Origin of the sequence: Martinezella multihospitum (assembly GCF_900094585.1) — a bacterium.
Classification (GTDB): Bacteria; Pseudomonadota; Alphaproteobacteria; order Rhizobiales; family Rhizobiaceae; genus Rhizobium; species Rhizobium multihospitium.
Genome location: NZ_FMAG01000004.1, coordinates 769,658 through 787,890, shown reverse-complemented (window position 1 = coordinate 787,890; position 18,233 = coordinate 769,658). Strand labels below are relative to the sequence as shown.

Here is an 18,233-nt window from a genome sequence, read left to right as displayed (position 1 = left end):
CCGTGAATACGGAGCTGGACTACCGGATTGGGCCTTGAGGTGCCGTAGAAGATGCTGCGCGAAACGTTTCTTGGCCATGCGGAGGTGTGTCGGGCGGTATCGTCTTCGGATCTTGAGGGTCGGAGGACCTTTCTTGGATCTCGCGATGGACAATGTGCGGCAACGGGAGCGTCGCGAAAACAGTCTTCACTTCCAGCGCGCCTTCATCGCAGTGGCGCAGGCCACCAGGCTGGAAAGTTTCGCCTCGGTAACGCGTGCGTTGCCTCTCGCATTGCTGGGGGACGCGTGTCATGCGGATTGGAATGGCAGCCGGAACACGGTTTTAACGAATTAAAGAAGAAGACCTGGAGGGAAACCAGGTCTTCTTCCGTCTCTGATCGGAGGTCTAGTTCAGATCAGATTAGAACGAACGCTCGAAGCGGAGGATACCAGCCCACTGGTCCTTGTTGATGGAATCCCAGTTGGTGTAGGTGACTTCCGGCTCGATGAGCAGGTTCTTGACCGGCTTCCACTTGACGTTCGTGGTTGCCGAGAAGGTCTTGTTGTCGGTGTAGGCAAGCTGCAGGTTCCACTTCAGCTTTTCGTTGACCGGAACGCCAACGCCGCCCCAGACAGCCCAGTCGCCCCAGCTCTGGCCGATCGAATCGCCAGGCGCATACTTGTTGAGCTTCTTGCCATCGGTGTTCCAGCCGCCCATCAAGAAGGCGTCGAATACGCCGAAGTCAGCGTCGATACGAGCCTTGATAGCGCCTTCTTCAACGATCGAGTCGTAACCACCGACGACCTTGAAGGACCATGCGCCAGCCTTGTAACCAGCACCGGCAACAACGTCCGGAGCGTAATGGTTGTGACTGTCTTCGCCGTTTGCACCCGTCGCGCCCGAACCGGAGTTCGAGTCCTCAACCGAGATCACAGCCGTGAAGCCGTTGCCGGCGTCGTAGTTGTAGGTGATCTGGTTCAGTTCGTACGGGCCATCAGCGATCACGTCGTCGTTGATGACGTCGCCGGCGTAGCCGGTGAAGACGTTGAACTGAGAATCTTCCTTACCGATGGTGAAACCGCCGAGGCTGATGCTGGCGTGCAGCAGGTTGGTCGCCGTAGCGCCGCCGTCATTCCAGTCCCAACGCAGCTCGGTGTTGGTCTTCAGCGGACCGTATTCGGTGTCGGTTGCCGTCTGCAGCTGCAACTCGGCACGAGTGTGCCAGAGAGTGCCATAGTGAGTGTCTGGGCTGTAGGCGTCGTACCACTTTCCTTCGGTACGAACCTTACCACCGATCTTGAGGCAGGTTTCGCTGCCCGGGATGAAGAAGTAGCCTGCGCCGTATGCGTCGCAGATGCGGACATATTCCAGTGGCTCCGGCTCGGCTGCGACGATTGCGTCAGCCGCGTGAGCACCGGATACTGCTGCCAGAGCAGCAGCGGAGCCGAGAAGAAGGCTCTTGATATTCATTTTTTCTCCAATCGATTTGCCGGATCGGAACGCAGCCGGAGGTTTTCCGCCACGTTCATCAATTCGGGGTTCCCTCTTACCGAAAGCCCGAAAGACTTTCGTGCTGGCACGCTAGCGAGGCTTTTGATGCATCGAAATAGAATAATTCGAAGTTATAAAGTAATTATCGTCATAAATTCGTCAAAGATGCAAAAATACACCAGAAAATCACGCGATCTTAGTATGTATATGAAGTATATTAGAAATCTATACGTAATAAACGTACGAAATGTATGTTGTTAATCGAAAATTTCGTAAAAGTAATAAGTAAAGAATACAAACTATAAAATAATTACTGAAGGGTGCGTGTAGCGCGAATCCTGGCTCAATCTTACTCAAGTCAGTTAGATGAATTGCGGAGGGATCGGAGGTCGTGGTTTACGACCTGCCAATCTACGGGTGGAGAGGGGAACGTGCTGCTCGGCAGCGCGTCTTGAGCCGAACTCAGTGCAGGCCACTTGCGCACTCGGGCAATGCTTCAGCGGCAGATGTCCCCGGCCAAATGGCTGGATTACGAGACCGGCGCAATTGTGGGGCCGCCGGTCCACGGGGTTTGGCAGGCGGACTCAGCCGTGCGGAATGATTTGCAGCCGCCGAAGCAGGTCCCTCTGTGTTTTAATGGGCTTCCGCGGGGACCAATGGAACTTCCGCACCCTTGGCGTCATAGAGCTTGCCGTTCAGGAAATAATCGCCCTCATGCAGACCGGCGATATCCTGATACCGGATCAGGCGTTCTGTTCCGGCGACGAAGACCGATTGCTGATCCGAGTTGCCTGTTGTCAGGTGGTTGAATAGCAGATTCAGTGTGATCGCCATCAGAGCGGCAGAGCTGATGCCGGAGTGGAAAATGGTGATGACCCAGGCCGGAAAATGCTCGTAGAAGCCCGGCGAGGCGATCGGAATCATGCCGAAGCCGATCGAGGTCGCCACGATGATGAGATTCATGTTGTTCTCGTAGTCGACCTTGGCGAGCGTGCGGATACCGCTTGCCGCGACCGTCCCGAACAGGACGAGGCCTGCTCCTCCGAGGACGGAACTCGGAACGGCGGCGACGATGCGGCCCACGATCGGCAGCAAACCAAGGGCAACAAGAAAGAGGCCGCCGGTTGCGACGACAAATCGGCTCTTGATGCCAGTCACGGCCACGAGGCCGACATTCTGGGCAAAGGCACTCTGGGTGAAGGAGCCGACGACGGGAGCGAGAATGCTGGAGAGCATATCGGCGCGCAGGCCATTGCCGAGCCGGCGCGCATCGACCTTGGTGCCGACTATCTCGCCGACGGCGAGGATATCGGCTGAGGTTTCGACCAGCGTCACCATGATGACGATGCACATCGAGATGATCGCCGCCATATCGAACACGGGATAGCCGAAATGAAAGATCTGTGGCAGGGCGACGAAGGGGCCGCTCATCACCCGTGAGAAGTCAGCTATGCCGACCGCATAGGCTATGCCCGTGCCGATAATGATGGCGAGCAGGATCGATAGCCTCGATATGGCGGCACTACCCAGCTTGCTGAGCAGCAGCACGATCATGAGTGTTACCGCCGCAAGCAGAATATTGGCCTGGCTGCCGAAATCCGGTGCGTTCCTATTGCCGCCCATCGCCCAGCCTGCCGCAACCGGCATCAGCGTCAACCCGATGGTCGTAATCACGATGCCGGTGACGATCGGGGGAAAGAAGCGGGTGATGCGTGAAAAGACGGGCGTGATGAGGAGCCCGATGAACGACGCCGCAATGACTGCGCCGAGAACGGCCTGGATGCCCCCATGTCCGGTAATGGCAATCATTGTCGCGACGCCGGAAAAGGATACGCCCTGTACGAGGGGGAGGCGGCTGCCGAAGAACGGTATTCCGATCGTCTGCAGGATGGTTGCGAGGCCGCCGGCAAACAGCGATGCGGTCACGAGCAGGCCGACGTCGCCCGGCGTCAGGCCCGATGCCTGGCCGATGATCAGCGGAACGGCGACGATGCCACCATACATGGTCAGGACATGTTGAAGGCCATAGGCCAGATTGGCACCAAGGCTGAGCTTTTCATCTTCAGGGGATGGGCGTGCGGTATTTTCCTCTGCGGCTGTTGCCAAGGTAATCTCCTCCATACCTTTGCGTTTCTCGTTTCCTCCAAACGAGCCTTGCACGTTACGGTGTGTGCCGTCTGATGACTTTATAGAAAAATGCGAAACACCTTACCAGAAGGCCATGCCCGCGCTGGTCTGGTTGGCGGACCGCGATCTTTCGCCGGTGGAATTGGGAGGTGGGAAGACCCCATGCAGCCGAGACGGAGCAGCAACTTTATGTCGGCTCGTATCAAGGCAACTGACGGTGCGGCCATTGAGGCCGGTTCAGTCTCGCGAAAGAATATATGGGCAGAAACATATAGTCCTTTTTCCGGTTCGAGTATCATTCAGAAGATTTGGGTGGGGTATAATGAGCGAATATCAAAACAAGGCAGTCAGGCTGCTGGCTTCGAGTGTCGGCGATGAGTCCCTGCTGGATCTGAATGATCGCCGGGATGCGTTTTTGTATCGAGCTCTGGAGCTCTACTTCGCAGCCGATGGGGCCGAAGATGCAATCCAGCCGATCGTCGCGAAAGTCTATGCGCAGAACAAGCCGCGCGTGGATATAGCCGTTGGCCATGTGCTTTATAAATTGGCCGGCATCGGTCACGCAGCCGATATCGATATCATACAGGCCGCTTATAATAAGCTTGATGACACGAAGCAGAAACTTGCAGGCGAGAACCTCCATCTTTCCCGATAGGAGAGTTGGTCTGCCTTGTCAGCGGCTGCAGAGTTGGGACAAAACTCGTTCGGTCCCCTTGATACCTCGCGTCCTAAAACCGCCTGTCCATCTCCCGATGAATCGGCAGGTCTCGACGGTGCCATGAACTCTTGATATGTTGACGCACGTATCGTGCATTTCTTTCCGCATTATGGAAATTATCTTGCGCTTGGATAGGGTTCTCATCCGAAACTTGCGCACCCCTTGTACGCTCTAGCTGATATTCTGAGCATCAACGGCTCGAAGTGCTACGGGAGGGAAAATACTCGAGATGACCGAGAATGCGATCTATGTGTACCAGTCGATTGCGCATGCGGTTTGCGATCATGATGTCGGCACGATGTTCGGCCTCATGGGGGATGCCAACCTCTTCATGATCGACCACTATGTGCGTGGATGCGGCGGCCGTTTCGTGCCCGCGGCGCATGAGGGAAGCTCGGTCCTGATGGCGCTCGCCTATGCCCATGTCTCCGGAAAGGTCGGTGTGGCGAGCGTGACCCACGGCCCGGCATTGACCAATTGTGTCACGGCGCTCACCGAAGGCGCCCGCGGCTCCATCCCCATGGTGCTTCTGGCGGGCGACACGCCGGTCGTCAACCCGCACCATCTGCAGAGCATCGATCAGCGCGAGGTCGTCAAGGCCACCGGCGCCGGCTTCGAGCAGATGCGCTCGCCGGAAACCGCAACCCGGGACGTTGCCCGCGCTTTCTATCGTGCCCGGGTCGAGCGGCGTCCGATCGTCTTGAACATGCCGGCCGATTTCATGTGGTGCGAGCAGGCTCATGTGCGGGCTGTGTTCGAAGTCTTCGATGCTCCCGGATATGTGCCTGAGGGCGATGGGCTGGACCGGGCCATCGGCATCATCGCTTCGGCAAAGCGCCCGCTCATCCTCGCGGGCGGCGGGGCTTGCGGCGCGCGCGATCAGCTTATCCGCCTGGCGGACCGGCTGGAAGCGCCGCTTGCGACGACCTTGAAGGCAAAGGGACTCTTCGGCGGCCATCCCTATAATATGGACATTTTCGGCACGCTCAGCACGCCTGCCGCCTATGATCTGATTGCCAAGACGGATTGCCTGATCTGTTTCGGAGCGGGATTGCATGATTTCACCACTGACAGGGGCAAGCTCCTGAAGGGTAAACGTGTCGTCCAGATCGACATGGATGCACGCGCCATCGGCAAGAACATTCATCCGGATGCGGCCCTGGTGGCCGATTCGGGCCTGACGGCAGACAATTTCGTCCATTGGCTGGATGCCGCGGAGATTTCGCCGAGCGGTTTCACGCACGAACTGGATGTCCCTTCGCTCACCACCCATCCACGCGATCAGCGCAGCAAGACGAATGCCGGATATGTGAACTACATCTGGGCGCTCGAAGAGCTGGAAAAGGCCTTGCCGAAGAACCGGGTACTTGTGACCGACGGCGGGCGTTTCATGACCGAGGTCTGGTGCCGGATTTCCGTCAGCGACCCGCACAGCTTCGTCGTAACGGCAAATTTCGGCTCGATCGGTCTTGGATTGCAGGAGGCGATCGGCGCAAGCGTTGCCGCGCCGGATCGGCCGGTAGCGCTTTTTACCGGGGATGGCGGTTTCATGATGAGCGGCGTCAACGAATTCAACACCGCCGTGCGTCTCGGTCAGGACCTGATCGTCATCGTCTGCAACGACTCGGCCTATGGGGCCGAACACATCCAGTTTCGCGATCGGAAGATGGATCCGGGTCTCACCCAGTTCAACTGGCCCTCATTTGCCGAAGTGGCGACTGCGCTCGGCGGACACGGCGTTGCGGTCAGCTCGGCTCATGAGCTTGAAAGCGCTCTTGACGCTATCAGGAACCGCAATCGCCCGGTACTGATCGAGCTGCGCCTCGATCCCAACGACGTGCCGCGAATGCGCATCTGACGATCTCTTTCGTGGTCGCCAGAGGCAAATCGCCTTCAAGGGGCAGGGTGAGGATCAGCCGGTGATCCGGCGGTGGGCTGCCGCGTGCGCCGAGGCGATTACTGAGACGTCTCCGGCGGATCGTTGCGATGCAGTGTTGATGACTGTAAAGCAGAAAAGGTTGCGCCGGGGCTTGGCGTGGAATATCGCCGCAGAATCACGATAATTGCGATGTGCCGATGTATTTGGGTTCTGATCCATGAATGAAAAGAAAGATATTGCCGGGCTTTGCAAGGAGAAGGGGCTGCGCCTGACAGCTCCGAGGCAGGCAATAGCCAAGGTTTTGTCCGAGGCGTCGGATCATCCGGACGCGCTGGAAATTCATCGCCGCGTTACGGCGATCGATCCCGGCATCGCGATCGCCACCGTTTACAGAACGCTGAGCATCCTTGAGGAAAATGGCATTCTCGAGCGTCATTCCTTCGGAAACGGTCCGGCGCGTTTCGAAAGTGCCGATCAGGAGCATCACGACCATCTGATCAATCTGGAGACCGGCACGATCACTGAATTCCGGTCCGATGAAATCGAGCGCCTTCAGGAAGAGATTGCGCGAAAGCACGGTTTCGAGATCGTCGGGCACAAGCTTGAAATCTATGTCAGACCCTTGAAAAGAGCGCGCAGCCGCAAAAACATCGGGTGATCTAACTCATGTCACCTGCCTCGATCGATGCCGCTTTGCGGGTGGCGCGGACAAAAGCAAGGATGAAGACCATCGCAAGCAGAAGCACGATGGTCGGCGCCGGTGCGCTGTCGATGAAGAAGGACAGGTAGACGCCGGCAAAGGAGCCGATTGCCGCGATCGCCATTGCCAGAACGAGCATCGTGCTGAACTTGCGGGCAAGCAGAAAGGCGATCGCTCCCGGCGCGATCAGCATGGCAACCGCAAGGATGAGGCCGACCGCCTGCAGGGCACCGACAATGGTCAGCGAGATCAGCCCCAGCAATCCATAATGCAGCAGCTTCACCCGCAGGCCGACAGCGCGCGCTTGGGCGGGATCGAACGCATGCAGCAGGAAGTCTTTCCACTTGATGCCGATGACTGCCGCCGTGATCGCGGCGATGACGGCCGCCATTGCGATATCGTGCCGGGAGACGCCGAGCATGTCGCCGAACAGGATGTGATCGAGATGCACCTCGGAGCGGACTTTGACGTAAAGAACGAGACCGAGGCCGAACATGCCGGAGAAGACCACGCCCATCACGGTATCCTGCTTGATGCGGCTATTGTCCTTCAGGAGGCCGGTGGCGACGGCGCAGAACATGCCGGCAGCGAATGCGCCGACGGCAAAGGGAAAGCCGGCAATATAGGCCATGACCACGCCGGGGAAGACCGCGTGGCTGATCGCATCGCCCATCAGCGCCCAACCCTTGATCACCAGGAAACAGGAAAGAAGCGCCATCGGCACGGCAACGAGCATCGAGATCGCCAGCGCATTGACCATGAAATCGAACTTCATGGGGGAAAGGATGGTGTCGATCAAGCTCATCGTCCATCCTCCAACGCTTGCGCCGCCCGTCGGCGTGCCGCCAGCATGCCATGCTTGGGTGCAAGGAAGAACGCGATCAGGAAGATCGCCGTTTGCAGCACGACGATGATGCCGCCGGTCACGCCGTCGAGGAAATAGCTCGCATAGGCACCGATGAGGCTCGTCAGCGAGCCGATGAGGACAGCGATCACCAATAGTTTCGGGAAGCGGTCGGTCAGCAGATAGGCCGTCGCGCCGGGCGTCACCACCATGCAGATCACGAGGAAGGCACCGACCGTCTGAAGGGCCGCGACCGTCGAGGCCGAGAGCAGCGTGAAGAACATCAGTTTGAGTGCGGTCGGATTGAGCCCGATGGAGCGCGCATGGCTTTCGTCGAAGAAGGTAACCATCAGGTCCTTCCATTTCACCAGCAGGATGGTCAGGGAGACGAAGCCGATGATCGCGAGCTGCAGCGTATCACCGGGCGTAATGGCGAGAACATTCCCGAGAACGATCGTCTGTATGTTCACCGCCATCGGCTTCAGGGACACCATGAATAGGCCCAGCGCGAAGAAGGACGAGAAGGTCAGGCCGATAATGGCGTCTTCCCGCAGCCTGGTTCGCTGGTTGAGAAAGAGCATCGCAGCGGCGGCGAGACCGCCGGAGAAGAAGGCGCCGAGAGAGAAGGGGAGTCCGATCATGTAGGCTCCTGCGACACCCGGCACGATCGCATGCGAAAGCGCGTCGCCGATCAGCGACCAGCCCTTGAGCATGAGATAGCAGGACAGGAACGCGCAAACGCCGCCGACAAGGGCGGAAACCCACATGGCGTTCCGCATGTATTCATAGGCAAAGGGTTCGAGGATGCCGGTCATTATTCGCGATATCCTCCGTCGACTTCGGCTCGTTGGATGGCCACCCTGCCATCCTCGAGAACTAGCGGGCGCTCATCGTCGCCGAGCACGCGAACCGCCGCCTTCCCGTCATCTTGTGTCCTGTTCAGCACGAAATGACGCAGCACGCCGCCGAAGGTTTTCTCCAAATTCTCCTGCGTGAAGGTGTCGGCCGTCGGCCCATAGGCGAGCACGGTGCCTTTGATGAGAATGGTCCGGTCGCAGAATTCCGGCACGGAGCCGAGATTATGGGTCGATACCAGCATCACGCGGCCCTCATCCCGCAGCTCATGGAGGAGCTTGACGATCTGTTCCTCGGTCTTGACGTCGACGCCGGTGAATGGCTCGTCCAGAAGGATCGCGCGGCCGTCCTGCGCCAGCGCACGGGCTAGGAAGACCCGCTTCTTCTGGCCGCCGGAGAGCTCTCCGATCTGGCGCTTGCGGAATTCGCCCATGTTGACGCGGGCAAGCGCGGCGGCGACGGCTTCATGGTCGGCCGCCTTGGCGATACGCATCATGCCCATGTGCCCGTAGCGGCCCATCATCACCACATCCTCGACCAGAACCGGGAAATTCCAGTCGACCTCCTCGGCCTGCGGCACATAGGCCACAAGATTCCGGCGCAGCGCATCTTCGATCGGCATGCCGAGCACGCGGATTTCACCCCTCGCAAGCCGGACAAAGCCCATGATGGCCTTGAAAAGGGTGGACTTGCCCGAGCCGTTTACTCCGACCAGCGCGGCGATCGTCCCTTTGGGAATGCGAAAGCTGGCATCCCGAAGGGCCGTATGCCCGTTGCGATAGGTCACGGCGGCATTCCGGACCGTGATGCCGGAGCCCGCATCGTCAGATGCGGGCGAATTAAAGCCATTGCCGGAAGCGCTCATTGCGACAGACCTTCGCTCAGACCATTGGCGAGTGTCTCGGACGTCACCCGCAGAAGGTCGAGATAAGTCGGCACAGGGCCGTCAGCTTCGCTCAGCGAATCGACGTAAAGCACGCCGCCATAATGCGCGGCGGTTTCGCGGGCCACCTGACGGGCCGGCTTGTCCGATACGGTGCTTTCGCTGAAGACGGCAGGAATCCGGTCTTTCCTGACGGTATCGATGACCTTGCGCACCTGCTGCGGTGTACCCTGCTGGTCGGCATTGATCGGCCAGAGATAGAGCTCCTTCATGCCGAAATCGCGTGCGAGATAGGAAAATGCGCCTTCGCTCGAGACCAGCCAGCGCTTGTCCTGGGGGATCTTGTCGAGCATTTCGCGGATCGGAGCGACCGTCGCCCTGATCTTTTCCTTATAGGTTTCGGCGTTGGCCTTGTAGGTATTCGCGTTTCCCGGGTCGTATTTGACGAAGGCGTCGCGGATATTGTCGACATAGATGATTGCGTTCTCGGGCGACATCCAGGCATGCGGGTTGGGCTTGCCTTCGTATGGGCCTTCGGCGATGCCCATCGGCTCTATGCCGGTCGAAACGACGACGTCAGGGACCTCCTCGAGGTTTCGATAGAATTTCTGGAACCAGAGCTCCAGATTGAGGCCGTTCGAGAAAATGAGCTTTGCTCCCTGTGCCCGCTGGATATCTCCTGCCGTCGGCTGATATTCGTGGATCTCCGCGCCGGGTTTGGTGATGGATTCGACGGTTGCGGCATCGCCCGCAACGTTCCTTGCCATGTCGGCGATGATCGTGAAGGTCGTGACCGCCTTGAATTTTTCTTGAGCAGCGCTTGGGGCCGCTGCCAGGACGACGGCAAATGCGCCCGCCATTCCGGCCAGGATAGACCGTCTCATCTTGTCGAACATACTACCTCCGGATTGATATTAAGACCTAGTTGCATCTATCGGACGTCCCGTTCTCTTTGCAATTGATACTGATTTGCAAAAATGGTTGACGCACGCGCGATTTCCCATATCTTGCAATTAAGAATGAGTTGCAAGTAAAAATCTACGGCGGACCCCCAGGCTGGAGAAATGCGATGACGGAAATAGTGAGGCAGCCGACATTGTCGGAGCGGACGGATGAGCAGATCCGAGAGGTGCTGGCCGGACGGCGGCGAGGCGTGCGTGCGATGCTGCTCTTTGCCGGCCCCGCCATGATCGCCTCCATCGCCTACATGGACCCCGGCAACTTCGCGACGAATATCCAGGCAGGCTCCAGCTATGGCTATTCGCTTCTATGGGTGGTGCTGATGGCGAATCTGATCGCCATGCTGTTCCAGGCGCTGTCGGCCAAGCTCGGCATCGTCACCGGCCGCAATCTTGCCGAGGTATGCCACGATCAGTTTTCGGCGCCGGTTCGCATCGCGATGTGGATCGTCAGCGAGGTCGCGGCCATGGCGACCGATCTTGCCGAGTTCCTCGGGGGCGCCATCGGGCTATCGCTGCTCTTCCAGATGCCGCTTCTGGCAGGGATGGCGGTGACCGCCATCGTCACCTATGGCGTCCTCTTGTTCGAGGGTCGCGGCTTCCGGCCGATGGAGCTCATCATCGGCGCGTTGGTGGCCGTTATCGGCCTTTGCTATGTCATCGAAATGTTCATCGCGCCGGTGGCCTGGGGACAGGTCGGCTTGGGGCTCGTAACCCCATCCATGCCTGACATGACTGCGCTGACCATCTCCGTCGGTATTATCGGTGCAACGGTCATGCCGCATGCCGTCTATCTCCATTCCGGCCTCACGCAGCATCGCGCGCCGGCCCGCAATGATTTCGAGCGGCGCAAGCTGGTCCGTTTTTCGAATTGGGAATGCATCATCGCGTTGGCAGTGGCCGGTGCCGTCAATATTGCCATGGTGGTCATGGCATCGGCCGCCTTTCATGCCGGCCATCCCGAAGTCGCCGAGATCGAGACCGCCTATCACATGCTGACACCGCTTCTCGGCGGTGCCGCTGCGGCCGTCTTCCTCGTGTCGCTGATGGCGTCAGGCATTTCGTCATCGGCCGTCGGCACCATGGCCGGCCAGATGATCATGCAGGGCTTCGTCGGCTTCCATATCCCGATCTGGGTGCGCCGTCTCGTGACGATGCTGCCGGCCTTCGTGGTCGTCCTCTTCGGCGTCAACACGACCGACGCCCTGCTCTACAGCCAGGTCGTCTTGTCCTTCGCGCTGCCGGTTCCGATGATCGCGCTCGTCATGTTCACGCGTAATCGCGCCATCATGGGGGATTTCGCAAACGGCCGGATGACCGATATCGCCGCCATCGTCGGAACGATCGTCATCCTATGCCTGAACGTGGTCCTGCTTCTCCAGACCTTCGGCATTCCGATCCCTGGGCTCGGCTGAGACCGCCGCGTCTGGCATAGAAAACCAGCTCGAAAACATCACATCATCCGACGGGGAAGGGCGGCAGGCCGATAGCTCGCCGCTCGATGACGCTGCGCACTGCTCGGCGTCGCTCCTCAGTCGAAGGATTTTTCAGCCGTTCGATGCTTGCTTTTGATTTGCCGCAATCGCGTATTCTTCTGCGAGACGATAGATGTCTCCAATACAGTCGATCTTGCCGCGGAGTTCGGTGGGGCTGGCGGAGATTTCAAGGCCTGTCTTATCTTCAATGAGATACAGAATTTCGATGAAATCGAACGAGTCGACATTGAATTCTTCCAGCCGCCGCTCCGGCGTCAATTCAGCAGGCGGAACACCGAGAAAATCCGCGATCAAATCGCGCAGCTTGTCGGCGATGGCGGGATGTGGCTCAGTCATTTATCTCTCCACAAAAACTGGATTGCGGGAAGCCGGTTATTCCATCGCAAGATTAAGCTGGGCTGAAATATCGATGTCGAGACGCTGAGGAGAATGGCATGCGCAGGGTCGTGATTACCGGAATGGGCGTCGTCGCCGGAACGGGCAATGGAGTTGAGCCATTCTGGCAGGCCGTCAAAAGTGGGCGGCATTGCTTCGGTCCGCTGGAGGGGTTTGACGAGAACCGCCTCAATATCCGCCATGGCGCCGTTGCGCGTGATTTTCAGCCGGACCAGCAGATCAATCGCAAGAAGCTCGGCTATCTCGATCGCTTCGCACAACTGGCGTTGTCGGCCGCTCACGAGGCGATAGGGGATGCGGGGATTGAGTGGACCGAGACGCTCAAGCGCAATACGGGCGTTATTACCGGCTCGACGATCGGCGGGCAGGCGACCCAGGATGAAGCTTTTCTGAGGCTCTATGGCAGCACGGCGCGGCCCGTCAATCCGGTCACCATTCCGAAAGTGATGCCTTGCGCCGCGACGGTTGCGATTTCGATGGACTTCGGCCTGACCGGGCCGTCCTACACCCTTTCGACGGCATGCGCTTCATCGGCCCATGCGATCGGTCAGGCCTTCTGGATGGTGCGCCAGGGCACGCTCGATCTGGCCATCGCAGGGGGAAGCGAAGCGCCTTTCAGCTTCGGCTATCTGAAGGCATGGGATGCGTTGCAGGTCGTCGATCCCGAGCCTTGCCGACCTTTTTCCAAGGACAGGGAAGGCCTGAACCTCGGCGAGGCCGGCGCAATACTGGTGCTGGAGCCTCTTGAAACCGCCATAGCGCGCGGAGCGAAAATCTATGCGGAAATCGTTGGCTTCGGCATGTCCGCCGACGCGCATCATCTCACCCAACCGCAGCTGGACGGGCCGGTCAGGGCAATGCACTCGGCTCTGAAGGATGCGGTGCTCCAGCCGGCGTCCGTCGATTACATCAATGCACATGGTACCGGCACGCCGACGAACGACGCGATGGAATGCCGCGCCATCCGCACCGTTTTTGACAGCCGCGCGGATCGGATCGCGGTCAGCTCGACAAAGGCGGTGCACGGCCATGCGCTTGGTGCCGCCGGAGCGCTGGAGGCGATCGCCACGGCGCTGGCCATAAGGACCGAAACAATACCGCCGACCGCCAATTTTACCGTGCCCGACCCGGAATGCGATCTCGACGTCGTACCCAATACGGCTCGCTTTCAGCCGCTCCGTGTGGCATTGAGCAACTCCTTTGCCTTTGGCGGATTGAATGCGGTCCTCGCTTTCAAGCGGTATGACGCCTAGCTTCATAGGAGATCGGTTCAGATGAAAATGCTGGATTTGCAGAAAGTATGGAGATTTGTCGCTCTGCGACATGCGGTGCATCATTCAAGCAACAAGCACAGCAGGAAGTACAACCCGGCCAAGTTCGACAGAGGAACTTCATGGCAGGCTTGATCCGCGTCTATCGTTGCCTGCTTGCCCTGCTCGCTTTATCGGGTATCGCGGTCTCATATGCCGCCATCGTACCGGGCGCGCACGTTTCACGGCTGACGATGACATTGAATTTCTTCAGCTATTTCACCATACAATCCAATCTCCTGCTCGCGATGGCACTGCTTTGCGCGCAAATTGCGCCGCTCTCGTCCATTGGTCAGTGGGCGAGCAAGCCGTCTGTGCGAAGCGCCCTTTTTCTTTACGTGGGGATTGCCGGCATCGTTTACGTTTTGATGCTAAGGGACGTTTGGCATCCTCGCGGTTGGCAACTGCTAGGAGACCAGATACTTCATTATTGCGTTCCGCTGCTCTACGCCGTGGATTGGATTTTTCTGAGTGAGCGCGGCAAGCTTTCCTGGCGCGATGTGCTCTGGTGGCTGGCTTTTCCCGCGGCCTATTCCGTCTATACGCTTGCGCATGGGTATATCTCGCGCTTCTACCCTTACCCATTCCTGGATGTCCGCGATATCGGCCTTGAAGCTGTCCTGCTGAACATAGGGTTCCTGGCATCGGCCCTGCTGGCTTTGGGTGGAGTGCTGACTTTTCTCGACTGGGTCGGTGCCAGGCAACGGACCATGCGGCGCGCATAGGCAATGTTGTCACGAAGGCAAATTCGTCACTGACCAATATGCCCCCGCGCGGCTCTTGTTCGAACTGGGCGGCCCGCTCATTCCGCCAGTTGCGTGACGGCGGCTGAGCTGGGCGCGCGCGTGCCGGAAAGGCTTGTCTGGCCGAGCGCCACGACCACGACCGTTGTGATGCTTGCCGCGACCGAAACCCAGAAGCCGTTTGCAGGCCCGAAATTGTCCACCACCCAGCCGGAGACGAAGGCACCGAGTGCCATGCCGATACCGATGCCGGTCATCACCCAGGTCACGCCTTCGGTCAGCATGGCTTCGGGTACGCGACGTTCGATCAATCCGAAGGCGGTGATGAAGGTGGGGGAGATGGCAACGCCGCTGAGGAAGACGGCAAAGGCAAGCAAAGCGACGGAGGTGCTGGCAACAAGAAGCGGCAGGGAGGTCAGGGCGAGAACGCTGACGGCCACCAGCAACTGGCGCTGCAACGGCATCTTGAGGTTCAGCGCTCCGATGATGAGACCGACGACGAAGGAGCCGAGTGCATAGACGCCGATGACGATGCTGGCGGCGCCCGGCTCGCCGAGCTGCTTGGTGATGGCAACGGCACTCACTTCCGCCGTGGCGAAGGTGGCGCCGACGAAGATCAGGGCGAGCGTGATGATCTGGACCGGCCGCAGCCGGATCGCCGAGTGCTGCGGGCCTTCGGTGCCAGCCGCGCGCACTTTCGGTTCCGTCGATCGCTGCATCAGGAAGGCTGCCGATCCAAGCGCCAGGAAGATGGTGCTGGCGACCATCCCGGCTTCCGGGAACAGCGAGACCGCGAGCCCGACGGAAAGGGATGCGCCCATGATATAGACGAGCTCGTCGGCTGCGGATTCGAAGGCGAAGGCCGTATTCAATTCGGGCCGGTCTCGGAAGATCTCCGTCCAGCGGGCGCGGACCATGGCCGGTATGCTCGGCATGGCGGCCGCGAAGAAAGCCGAGGCAAACAGCGTCCAGGCCGGCCAGACCTGATTTGTCGCGATGACGAGAATGATGAAGGCGATGACCGAGACGATGGTGGTTGGCGTAACGACCGCACGCTGGCCGAGCCGGTCGACAAGGCGCGATATTTGCGGCGAGATGAAAGCATTGGTCAGGGCAAAGGTCGCCGAAACGGCGCCGGCCAGCCAATATTCACCACGCGTTTGCGACAGCATGGCGACGATGCCGATAGGAGCCATGGCAAGGGGAAGGCGAGCAAAGAAGGCTGCGGCCGAAAAGCTCTTGGCGCCCGGTGCGCGGAAAATCTCTCTGTACGGATTGGACATCGGAACATTCCCTGTATTGAACGAAATGGCCGCAGACATACGCAGCGTATGTGAATGAAGTAATTGCATACGCCGCGTATGTCAACTAATATACGCAGCGTATGCAAATTAATGTGGGTGATCGACGGAGACGCAATGCGCAAACCTCGCAGTGAAATGATTGCGGAGACGCGAGCCAAGCTGCTCGCCGCCGGCCGTAAGGCATTCGGTAGCGTCGGCTATGCCGAGGCATCGATGGATGACTTTACAGCGGCCGCCGGACTGACGCGGGGCGCACTCTACCACCATTTCGGCGACAAGAAGGGGCTGCTGCAGGCCGTCGTCAATCAGATCGACGCGGAAATGACCGCAAGGCTCTGTCAGATCTCGTCGAAAGCGCCGTCGCGCTGGCAGGCATTCGTCGACGAGAATGTCGGTTACGTCGAGATGGCGCTGGAGCCGGAAATCCAGCGCATCATGTTTCGTGACGGCCCGGCTGTGCTCGGCGATCCCTCCGGATGGCCGAGCGCCAACGGTTGTATCGCCACGATCACGGAAAGCCTTCGTTGCCTTCGTGAGGAGGGTATCATCGTTGATATCGACGCGGAAGCCGGCGCTCGCCTCATCAATGCGGCAAGCAGCTGTGCCGCGCAGTGGATCGCCAATTCGGACGATCCCGAGACGACCTCGAAACGGACGGTCGGCGCATTTCGGACCTTCCTTGAAGGTTTGCGGGTCGAGAAGGGTTGATCGGTCTGTCGTTCGCTTAGTTGGCCGATGCGGCGGTGAAGACTGCCAGCTGAGCCTCGAAAGCCCGCTTGTATGCAGGCCGCGCTTCCCCACGGGCGACATAGGCGGAAAGGTTCGGATATTCCTGCAATAGGCCCGAGTCCTTCAGCCTGAGCAGGACTGATATCATCAGAAGATCGCCGGCACTGAATGCATCCTCGAGCCAGGCGGCACAGCCGAGGCGATCGGAAAGTTCGTTCAGCCGCTGGCGGATGCGCTCATCGACCATGGAGAGGCGCTGCTGATACCAGCTCTGATCGCGCTCCTGGATTCTTGCGATTGCGCGATCGATGATCGGCGGTTCCACTGTGGAGAGCGCAGCAAACATCCATGTGATCGCCCGTGCCCGCGCCTTGGCGTCGTCCGGCAGTAGCCCGGCATGGCGCTCCGCGATATGGAACACGATCGACCCCGATTCGAACAAGGCAAGGCCGTCCTCTTCATAGGTCGGGATCTGCCCGAAGGGATGAAGGGCGAGATGCGCAGGCTCCTTCATCGCCTTGAAGGAGAGGAGGCGCACTTCATAAGGCTGGCCGACTTCTTCGAGCGCCCAGCGAACGCGCATGTCGCGCGCCAGACCTCTGCCGCGATCCGGCGATTTTTCAAAGGCGGTGATCGTTATCGTCATTGCTGCTCTCCATGGCTTTGTCTGCCTTAAAGACGATCGGCTGAACGAGAATCCGACACTCCATTTTCGAGATAGTTTCCAGGGTCTGGGGACGGCCTGGGCCAATGATCCCCATTTTGCAGCTCGACTGCCTGCGATCAATTCATAGATAGGCCGCGCGGCAGACGCGCGTGATGATGTTGCGCAGCCATCTATGGGCAGGGTCGGCGTCGACGCGCGGATGCCATATGACGGCAATGAGTATTTCCGGCGTTTCGAACGGCAATTCAAAGCTTCGAATGCCAAACTCACCCACCGGTTCGTTCAGCTTGCTCCTGCCGAGGCAGGAGAGGGGGACAGCCGCGATGAAATCCGTCGAAGCTGCGATCCTCATTGCATCCGGAAAACCAGGCACCACAACGCGGATTTCCCGCTTCAGACTTTTCCTTTCCAAGGCCTCGTCGATCGTCTCGGCGAATTCTCCCTTTCTGGAAGCGGCGATGTGACTGCAGGCTGCATAGCGCTTCGCCGTTACCGCCCCGCCCGTCAGCAGAGGATGGCCTTCCCGCGCCACTCCAACCAGCCGATCGCGAAGCAGAAGTCGCGTGCGCAGCTCCGGCGCAGGCACGCCTAAGACGCCGATTTCGAGATCGATCAGTCCTTCCCGCAGCATATGCGGCTCCTTGTCCCGCTTGAGCACGAAGCGGATGCGAACGCGGGGCGCCGCCTCCGTGATGGCCGCGACGAGGGGCGCAGACAAGAGCTCGAGAAAGGCTTCACTCACGCGGATCGAAAATGTGGCGTCCAGTGTGGTAACATCGAGTTCGCCGGCCGCAGGCCGAAGAATGGCGCGCGCATCCAGTGTGACGGCATGAACACGATCCCGAAGGATCTCGGCAAAGCGTGTCGGCACGAGGGATCTGCCTGCCCTGACAAGCAACGGATCACCCGTCACGGCACGCAGCCGCGACAGTGTTCGGCTCATGGCGGAGGGGCTCAAGCCAAGACGCTTTGCCGCTTCCGTCACGCTCCCTTCGGCAAGCAGGACGTCGAGGGCGACGAGAAGATTGAGGTCTATGTCTTCCATGGCAATTGGGTAGACCAGATCGATCGATATGCCTAGCGTATGGCGCAACTATTCTTTGCGTTCTGTGCGTCTGGAGAAATCCGGGCCGGGCTTTCATATTGGGCTCA

General features: G+C 59.2%; 18 protein-coding genes. 8 read left to right on the top strand and 10 right to left on the bottom strand.

What is annotated here, in order from left to right; all coding sequences use genetic code 11:
- Positions 1-133: 133 nt before the first annotated feature.
- Positions 134-334, top strand: a complete 201-nt coding sequence (locus tag GA0061103_RS19760) for a hypothetical protein (RefSeq protein WP_141694450.1) — start codon at positions 134-136, stop codon at positions 332-334.
- Positions 335-400: 66 nt separating this feature from the next.
- Here the strand turns inward: GA0061103_RS19760 and GA0061103_RS19755 are convergent, their stop codons facing one another.
- Positions 401-1,450, bottom strand: a complete 1,050-nt coding sequence (locus GA0061103_RS19755) for a porin (protein WP_092714055.1) — start codon at positions 1,448-1,450, stop codon at positions 401-403.
- Between the two features lie 654 nt (positions 1,451-2,104).
- Complete coding sequence (locus GA0061103_RS19750) at positions 2,105-3,577, bottom strand: nucleobase:cation symporter-2 family protein (protein ID WP_425349520.1); 1,473 nt, start codon at positions 3,575-3,577, stop codon at positions 2,105-2,107.
- Positions 3,578-3,920: 343 nt separating this feature from the next.
- Between GA0061103_RS19750 and GA0061103_RS19745 the strand changes: the two genes are divergently transcribed.
- The 3 genes from GA0061103_RS19745 (at position 3,921) to GA0061103_RS19735 (ending at position 6,853) form a co-directional block, all read left to right on the top strand.
- Entirely contained in the window at positions 3,921-4,253 is a 333-nt protein-coding gene (locus tag GA0061103_RS19745) for a hypothetical protein (RefSeq protein ID WP_245304807.1), read from the top strand.
- A gap of 292 nt (positions 4,254-4,545) precedes the next feature.
- Positions 4,546-6,174, top strand: coding sequence for a thiamine pyrophosphate-binding protein (locus GA0061103_RS19740; RefSeq protein WP_092714051.1), 1,629 nt, complete (start codon positions 4,546-4,548; stop codon positions 6,172-6,174).
- A gap of 238 nt (positions 6,175-6,412) precedes the next feature.
- Positions 6,413-6,853 carry a Fur family transcriptional regulator gene (locus GA0061103_RS19735; RefSeq protein ID WP_092714050.1) on the top strand — a complete coding sequence of 147 codons (441 nt, stop codon included), beginning with the start codon at positions 6,413-6,415 and terminating at the stop codon, positions 6,851-6,853.
- Position 6,854: 1 nt separating this feature from the next.
- Here the strand turns inward: GA0061103_RS19735 and GA0061103_RS19730 are convergent, their stop codons facing one another.
- Genes GA0061103_RS19730 through GA0061103_RS19715 form a run of 4 tightly spaced genes read right to left on the bottom strand, consistent with a single transcriptional unit; the run spans position 6,855 to position 10,373 of the window.
- On the bottom strand, positions 6,855-7,700 hold the full coding sequence (locus tag GA0061103_RS19730) for a metal ABC transporter permease (RefSeq protein WP_092714048.1): 846 nt from the start codon (positions 7,698-7,700) through the stop codon (positions 6,855-6,857).
- Positions 7,697-8,554 (bottom strand): metal ABC transporter permease, encoded by an 858-nt coding sequence (locus GA0061103_RS19725; RefSeq protein WP_092714046.1) that lies wholly within the window; start codon positions 8,552-8,554, stop codon positions 7,697-7,699. The genes GA0061103_RS19730 and GA0061103_RS19725 overlap by 4 nt, the downstream gene beginning before the upstream one ends.
- On the bottom strand, positions 8,554-9,459 hold the full coding sequence (locus tag GA0061103_RS19720; protein WP_092714044.1) for a manganese/iron ABC transporter ATP-binding protein: 906 nt from the start codon (positions 9,457-9,459) through the stop codon (positions 8,554-8,556). Before GA0061103_RS19720 ends, GA0061103_RS19725 begins: the two co-directional genes overlap by 1 nt.
- Positions 9,456-10,373: a metal ABC transporter substrate-binding protein gene (locus GA0061103_RS19715; protein WP_092714042.1), complete on the bottom strand. Its 918-nt coding sequence runs from the start codon at positions 10,371-10,373 to the stop codon at positions 9,456-9,458. Before GA0061103_RS19715 ends, GA0061103_RS19720 begins: the two co-directional genes overlap by 4 nt.
- Positions 10,374-10,546: 173 nt before the next feature.
- Between GA0061103_RS19715 and GA0061103_RS19710 the strand changes: the two genes are divergently transcribed.
- Positions 10,547-11,851 carry an Nramp family divalent metal transporter gene (locus GA0061103_RS19710; RefSeq protein WP_092714040.1) on the top strand — a complete coding sequence of 435 codons (1,305 nt, stop codon included), beginning with the start codon at positions 10,547-10,549 and terminating at the stop codon, positions 11,849-11,851.
- A 132-nt stretch (positions 11,852-11,983) separates the two neighbouring features.
- Here GA0061103_RS19710 and GA0061103_RS19705 read toward each other — a convergent pair whose 3' ends face one another.
- Positions 11,984-12,268, bottom strand: coding sequence for an acyl carrier protein (locus tag GA0061103_RS19705; protein ID WP_092714038.1), 285 nt, complete (start codon positions 12,266-12,268; stop codon positions 11,984-11,986).
- 98 nt (positions 12,269-12,366) lie between these two features.
- Here GA0061103_RS19705 and GA0061103_RS19700 point away from each other — a divergent pair, with 98 nt between their 5' ends.
- Both GA0061103_RS19700 and GA0061103_RS19695 read left to right on the top strand, forming a co-directional pair.
- Positions 12,367-13,581, top strand: a complete 1,215-nt coding sequence (locus GA0061103_RS19700; protein WP_092714036.1) for a beta-ketoacyl-[acyl-carrier-protein] synthase family protein — start codon at positions 12,367-12,369, stop codon at positions 13,579-13,581.
- Between the two features lie 140 nt (positions 13,582-13,721).
- A complete protein-coding gene (locus GA0061103_RS19695) occupies positions 13,722-14,363 on the top strand; it encodes a Pr6Pr family membrane protein (protein WP_245304806.1) in 642 nt (213 codons plus the stop codon).
- 77 nt (positions 14,364-14,440) lie between these two features.
- Here the strand turns inward: GA0061103_RS19695 and GA0061103_RS19690 are convergent, their stop codons facing one another.
- Entirely contained in the window at positions 14,441-15,664 is a 1,224-nt protein-coding gene (locus tag GA0061103_RS19690) for an MFS transporter (RefSeq protein ID WP_092714034.1), read from the bottom strand.
- Positions 15,665-15,799: 135 nt separating this feature from the next.
- On the opposite strand from GA0061103_RS19690, the gene GA0061103_RS19685 reads away from it, so the two are divergent.
- Positions 15,800-16,393 carry a TetR/AcrR family transcriptional regulator gene (locus GA0061103_RS19685; RefSeq protein ID WP_167376617.1) on the top strand — a complete coding sequence of 198 codons (594 nt, stop codon included), beginning with the start codon at positions 15,800-15,802 and terminating at the stop codon, positions 16,391-16,393.
- A gap of 16 nt (positions 16,394-16,409) precedes the next feature.
- Here the strand turns inward: GA0061103_RS19685 and GA0061103_RS19680 are convergent, their stop codons facing one another.
- Together GA0061103_RS19680 and GA0061103_RS19675 are read right to left on the bottom strand one after the other, a co-directional pair.
- Positions 16,410-17,060, bottom strand: a complete 651-nt coding sequence (locus GA0061103_RS19680; RefSeq protein ID WP_092714032.1) for a glutathione S-transferase family protein — start codon at positions 17,058-17,060, stop codon at positions 16,410-16,412.
- 142 nt (positions 17,061-17,202) lie between these two features.
- Positions 17,203-18,126 (bottom strand): LysR family transcriptional regulator, encoded by a 924-nt coding sequence (locus GA0061103_RS19675; protein WP_092714417.1) that lies wholly within the window; start codon positions 18,124-18,126, stop codon positions 17,203-17,205.
- Between the last annotated feature and the right edge of the window lie 107 nt (positions 18,127-18,233).

What these genes read in the sequence shown, in the direction of transcription:
- GA0061103_RS19755 (WP_092714055.1), bottom strand. Translation starts at nt 1,450, where the DNA reads ATGAATATCAAGAGCCTTCTTCTCGGCTCCGCTGCTGCTCTGGCAGCA.
- GA0061103_RS19745 (WP_245304807.1), top strand. Translation starts at nt 3,921, where the DNA reads ATGAGCGAATATCAAAACAAGGCAGTCAGGCTGCTGGCTTCGAGTGTC.
- GA0061103_RS19740 (WP_092714051.1), top strand. Translation starts at nt 4,546, where the DNA reads ATGACCGAGAATGCGATCTATGTGTACCAGTCGATTGCGCATGCGGTT.
- GA0061103_RS19735 (WP_092714050.1), top strand. Translation starts at nt 6,413, where the DNA reads ATGAATGAAAAGAAAGATATTGCCGGGCTTTGCAAGGAGAAGGGGCTG.
- GA0061103_RS19730 (WP_092714048.1), bottom strand. Translation starts at nt 7,700, where the DNA reads ATGAGCTTGATCGACACCATCCTTTCCCCCATGAAGTTCGATTTCATG.
- GA0061103_RS19725 (WP_092714046.1), bottom strand. Translation starts at nt 8,554, where the DNA reads ATGACCGGCATCCTCGAACCCTTTGCCTATGAATACATGCGGAACGCC.
- GA0061103_RS19720 (WP_092714044.1), bottom strand. Translation starts at nt 9,459, where the DNA reads ATGAGCGCTTCCGGCAATGGCTTTAATTCGCCCGCATCTGACGATGCG.
- GA0061103_RS19715 (WP_092714042.1), bottom strand. Translation starts at nt 10,373, where the DNA reads ATGTTCGACAAGATGAGACGGTCTATCCTGGCCGGAATGGCGGGCGCA.
- GA0061103_RS19710 (WP_092714040.1), top strand. Translation starts at nt 10,547, where the DNA reads ATGACGGAAATAGTGAGGCAGCCGACATTGTCGGAGCGGACGGATGAG.
- GA0061103_RS19705 (WP_092714038.1), bottom strand. Translation starts at nt 12,268, where the DNA reads ATGACTGAGCCACATCCCGCCATCGCCGACAAGCTGCGCGATTTGATC.
- GA0061103_RS19700 (WP_092714036.1), top strand. Translation starts at nt 12,367, where the DNA reads ATGCGCAGGGTCGTGATTACCGGAATGGGCGTCGTCGCCGGAACGGGC.
- GA0061103_RS19695 (WP_245304806.1), top strand. Translation starts at nt 13,722, where the DNA reads ATGGCAGGCTTGATCCGCGTCTATCGTTGCCTGCTTGCCCTGCTCGCT.
- GA0061103_RS19690 (WP_092714034.1), bottom strand. Translation starts at nt 15,664, where the DNA reads ATGTCCAATCCGTACAGAGAGATTTTCCGCGCACCGGGCGCCAAGAGC.
- GA0061103_RS19685 (WP_167376617.1), top strand. Translation starts at nt 15,800, where the DNA reads ATGCGCAAACCTCGCAGTGAAATGATTGCGGAGACGCGAGCCAAGCTG.
- GA0061103_RS19680 (WP_092714032.1), bottom strand. Translation starts at nt 17,060, where the DNA reads ATGACGATAACGATCACCGCCTTTGAAAAATCGCCGGATCGCGGCAGA.
- GA0061103_RS19675 (WP_092714417.1), bottom strand. Translation starts at nt 18,126, where the DNA reads ATGGAAGACATAGACCTCAATCTTCTCGTCGCCCTCGACGTCCTGCTT.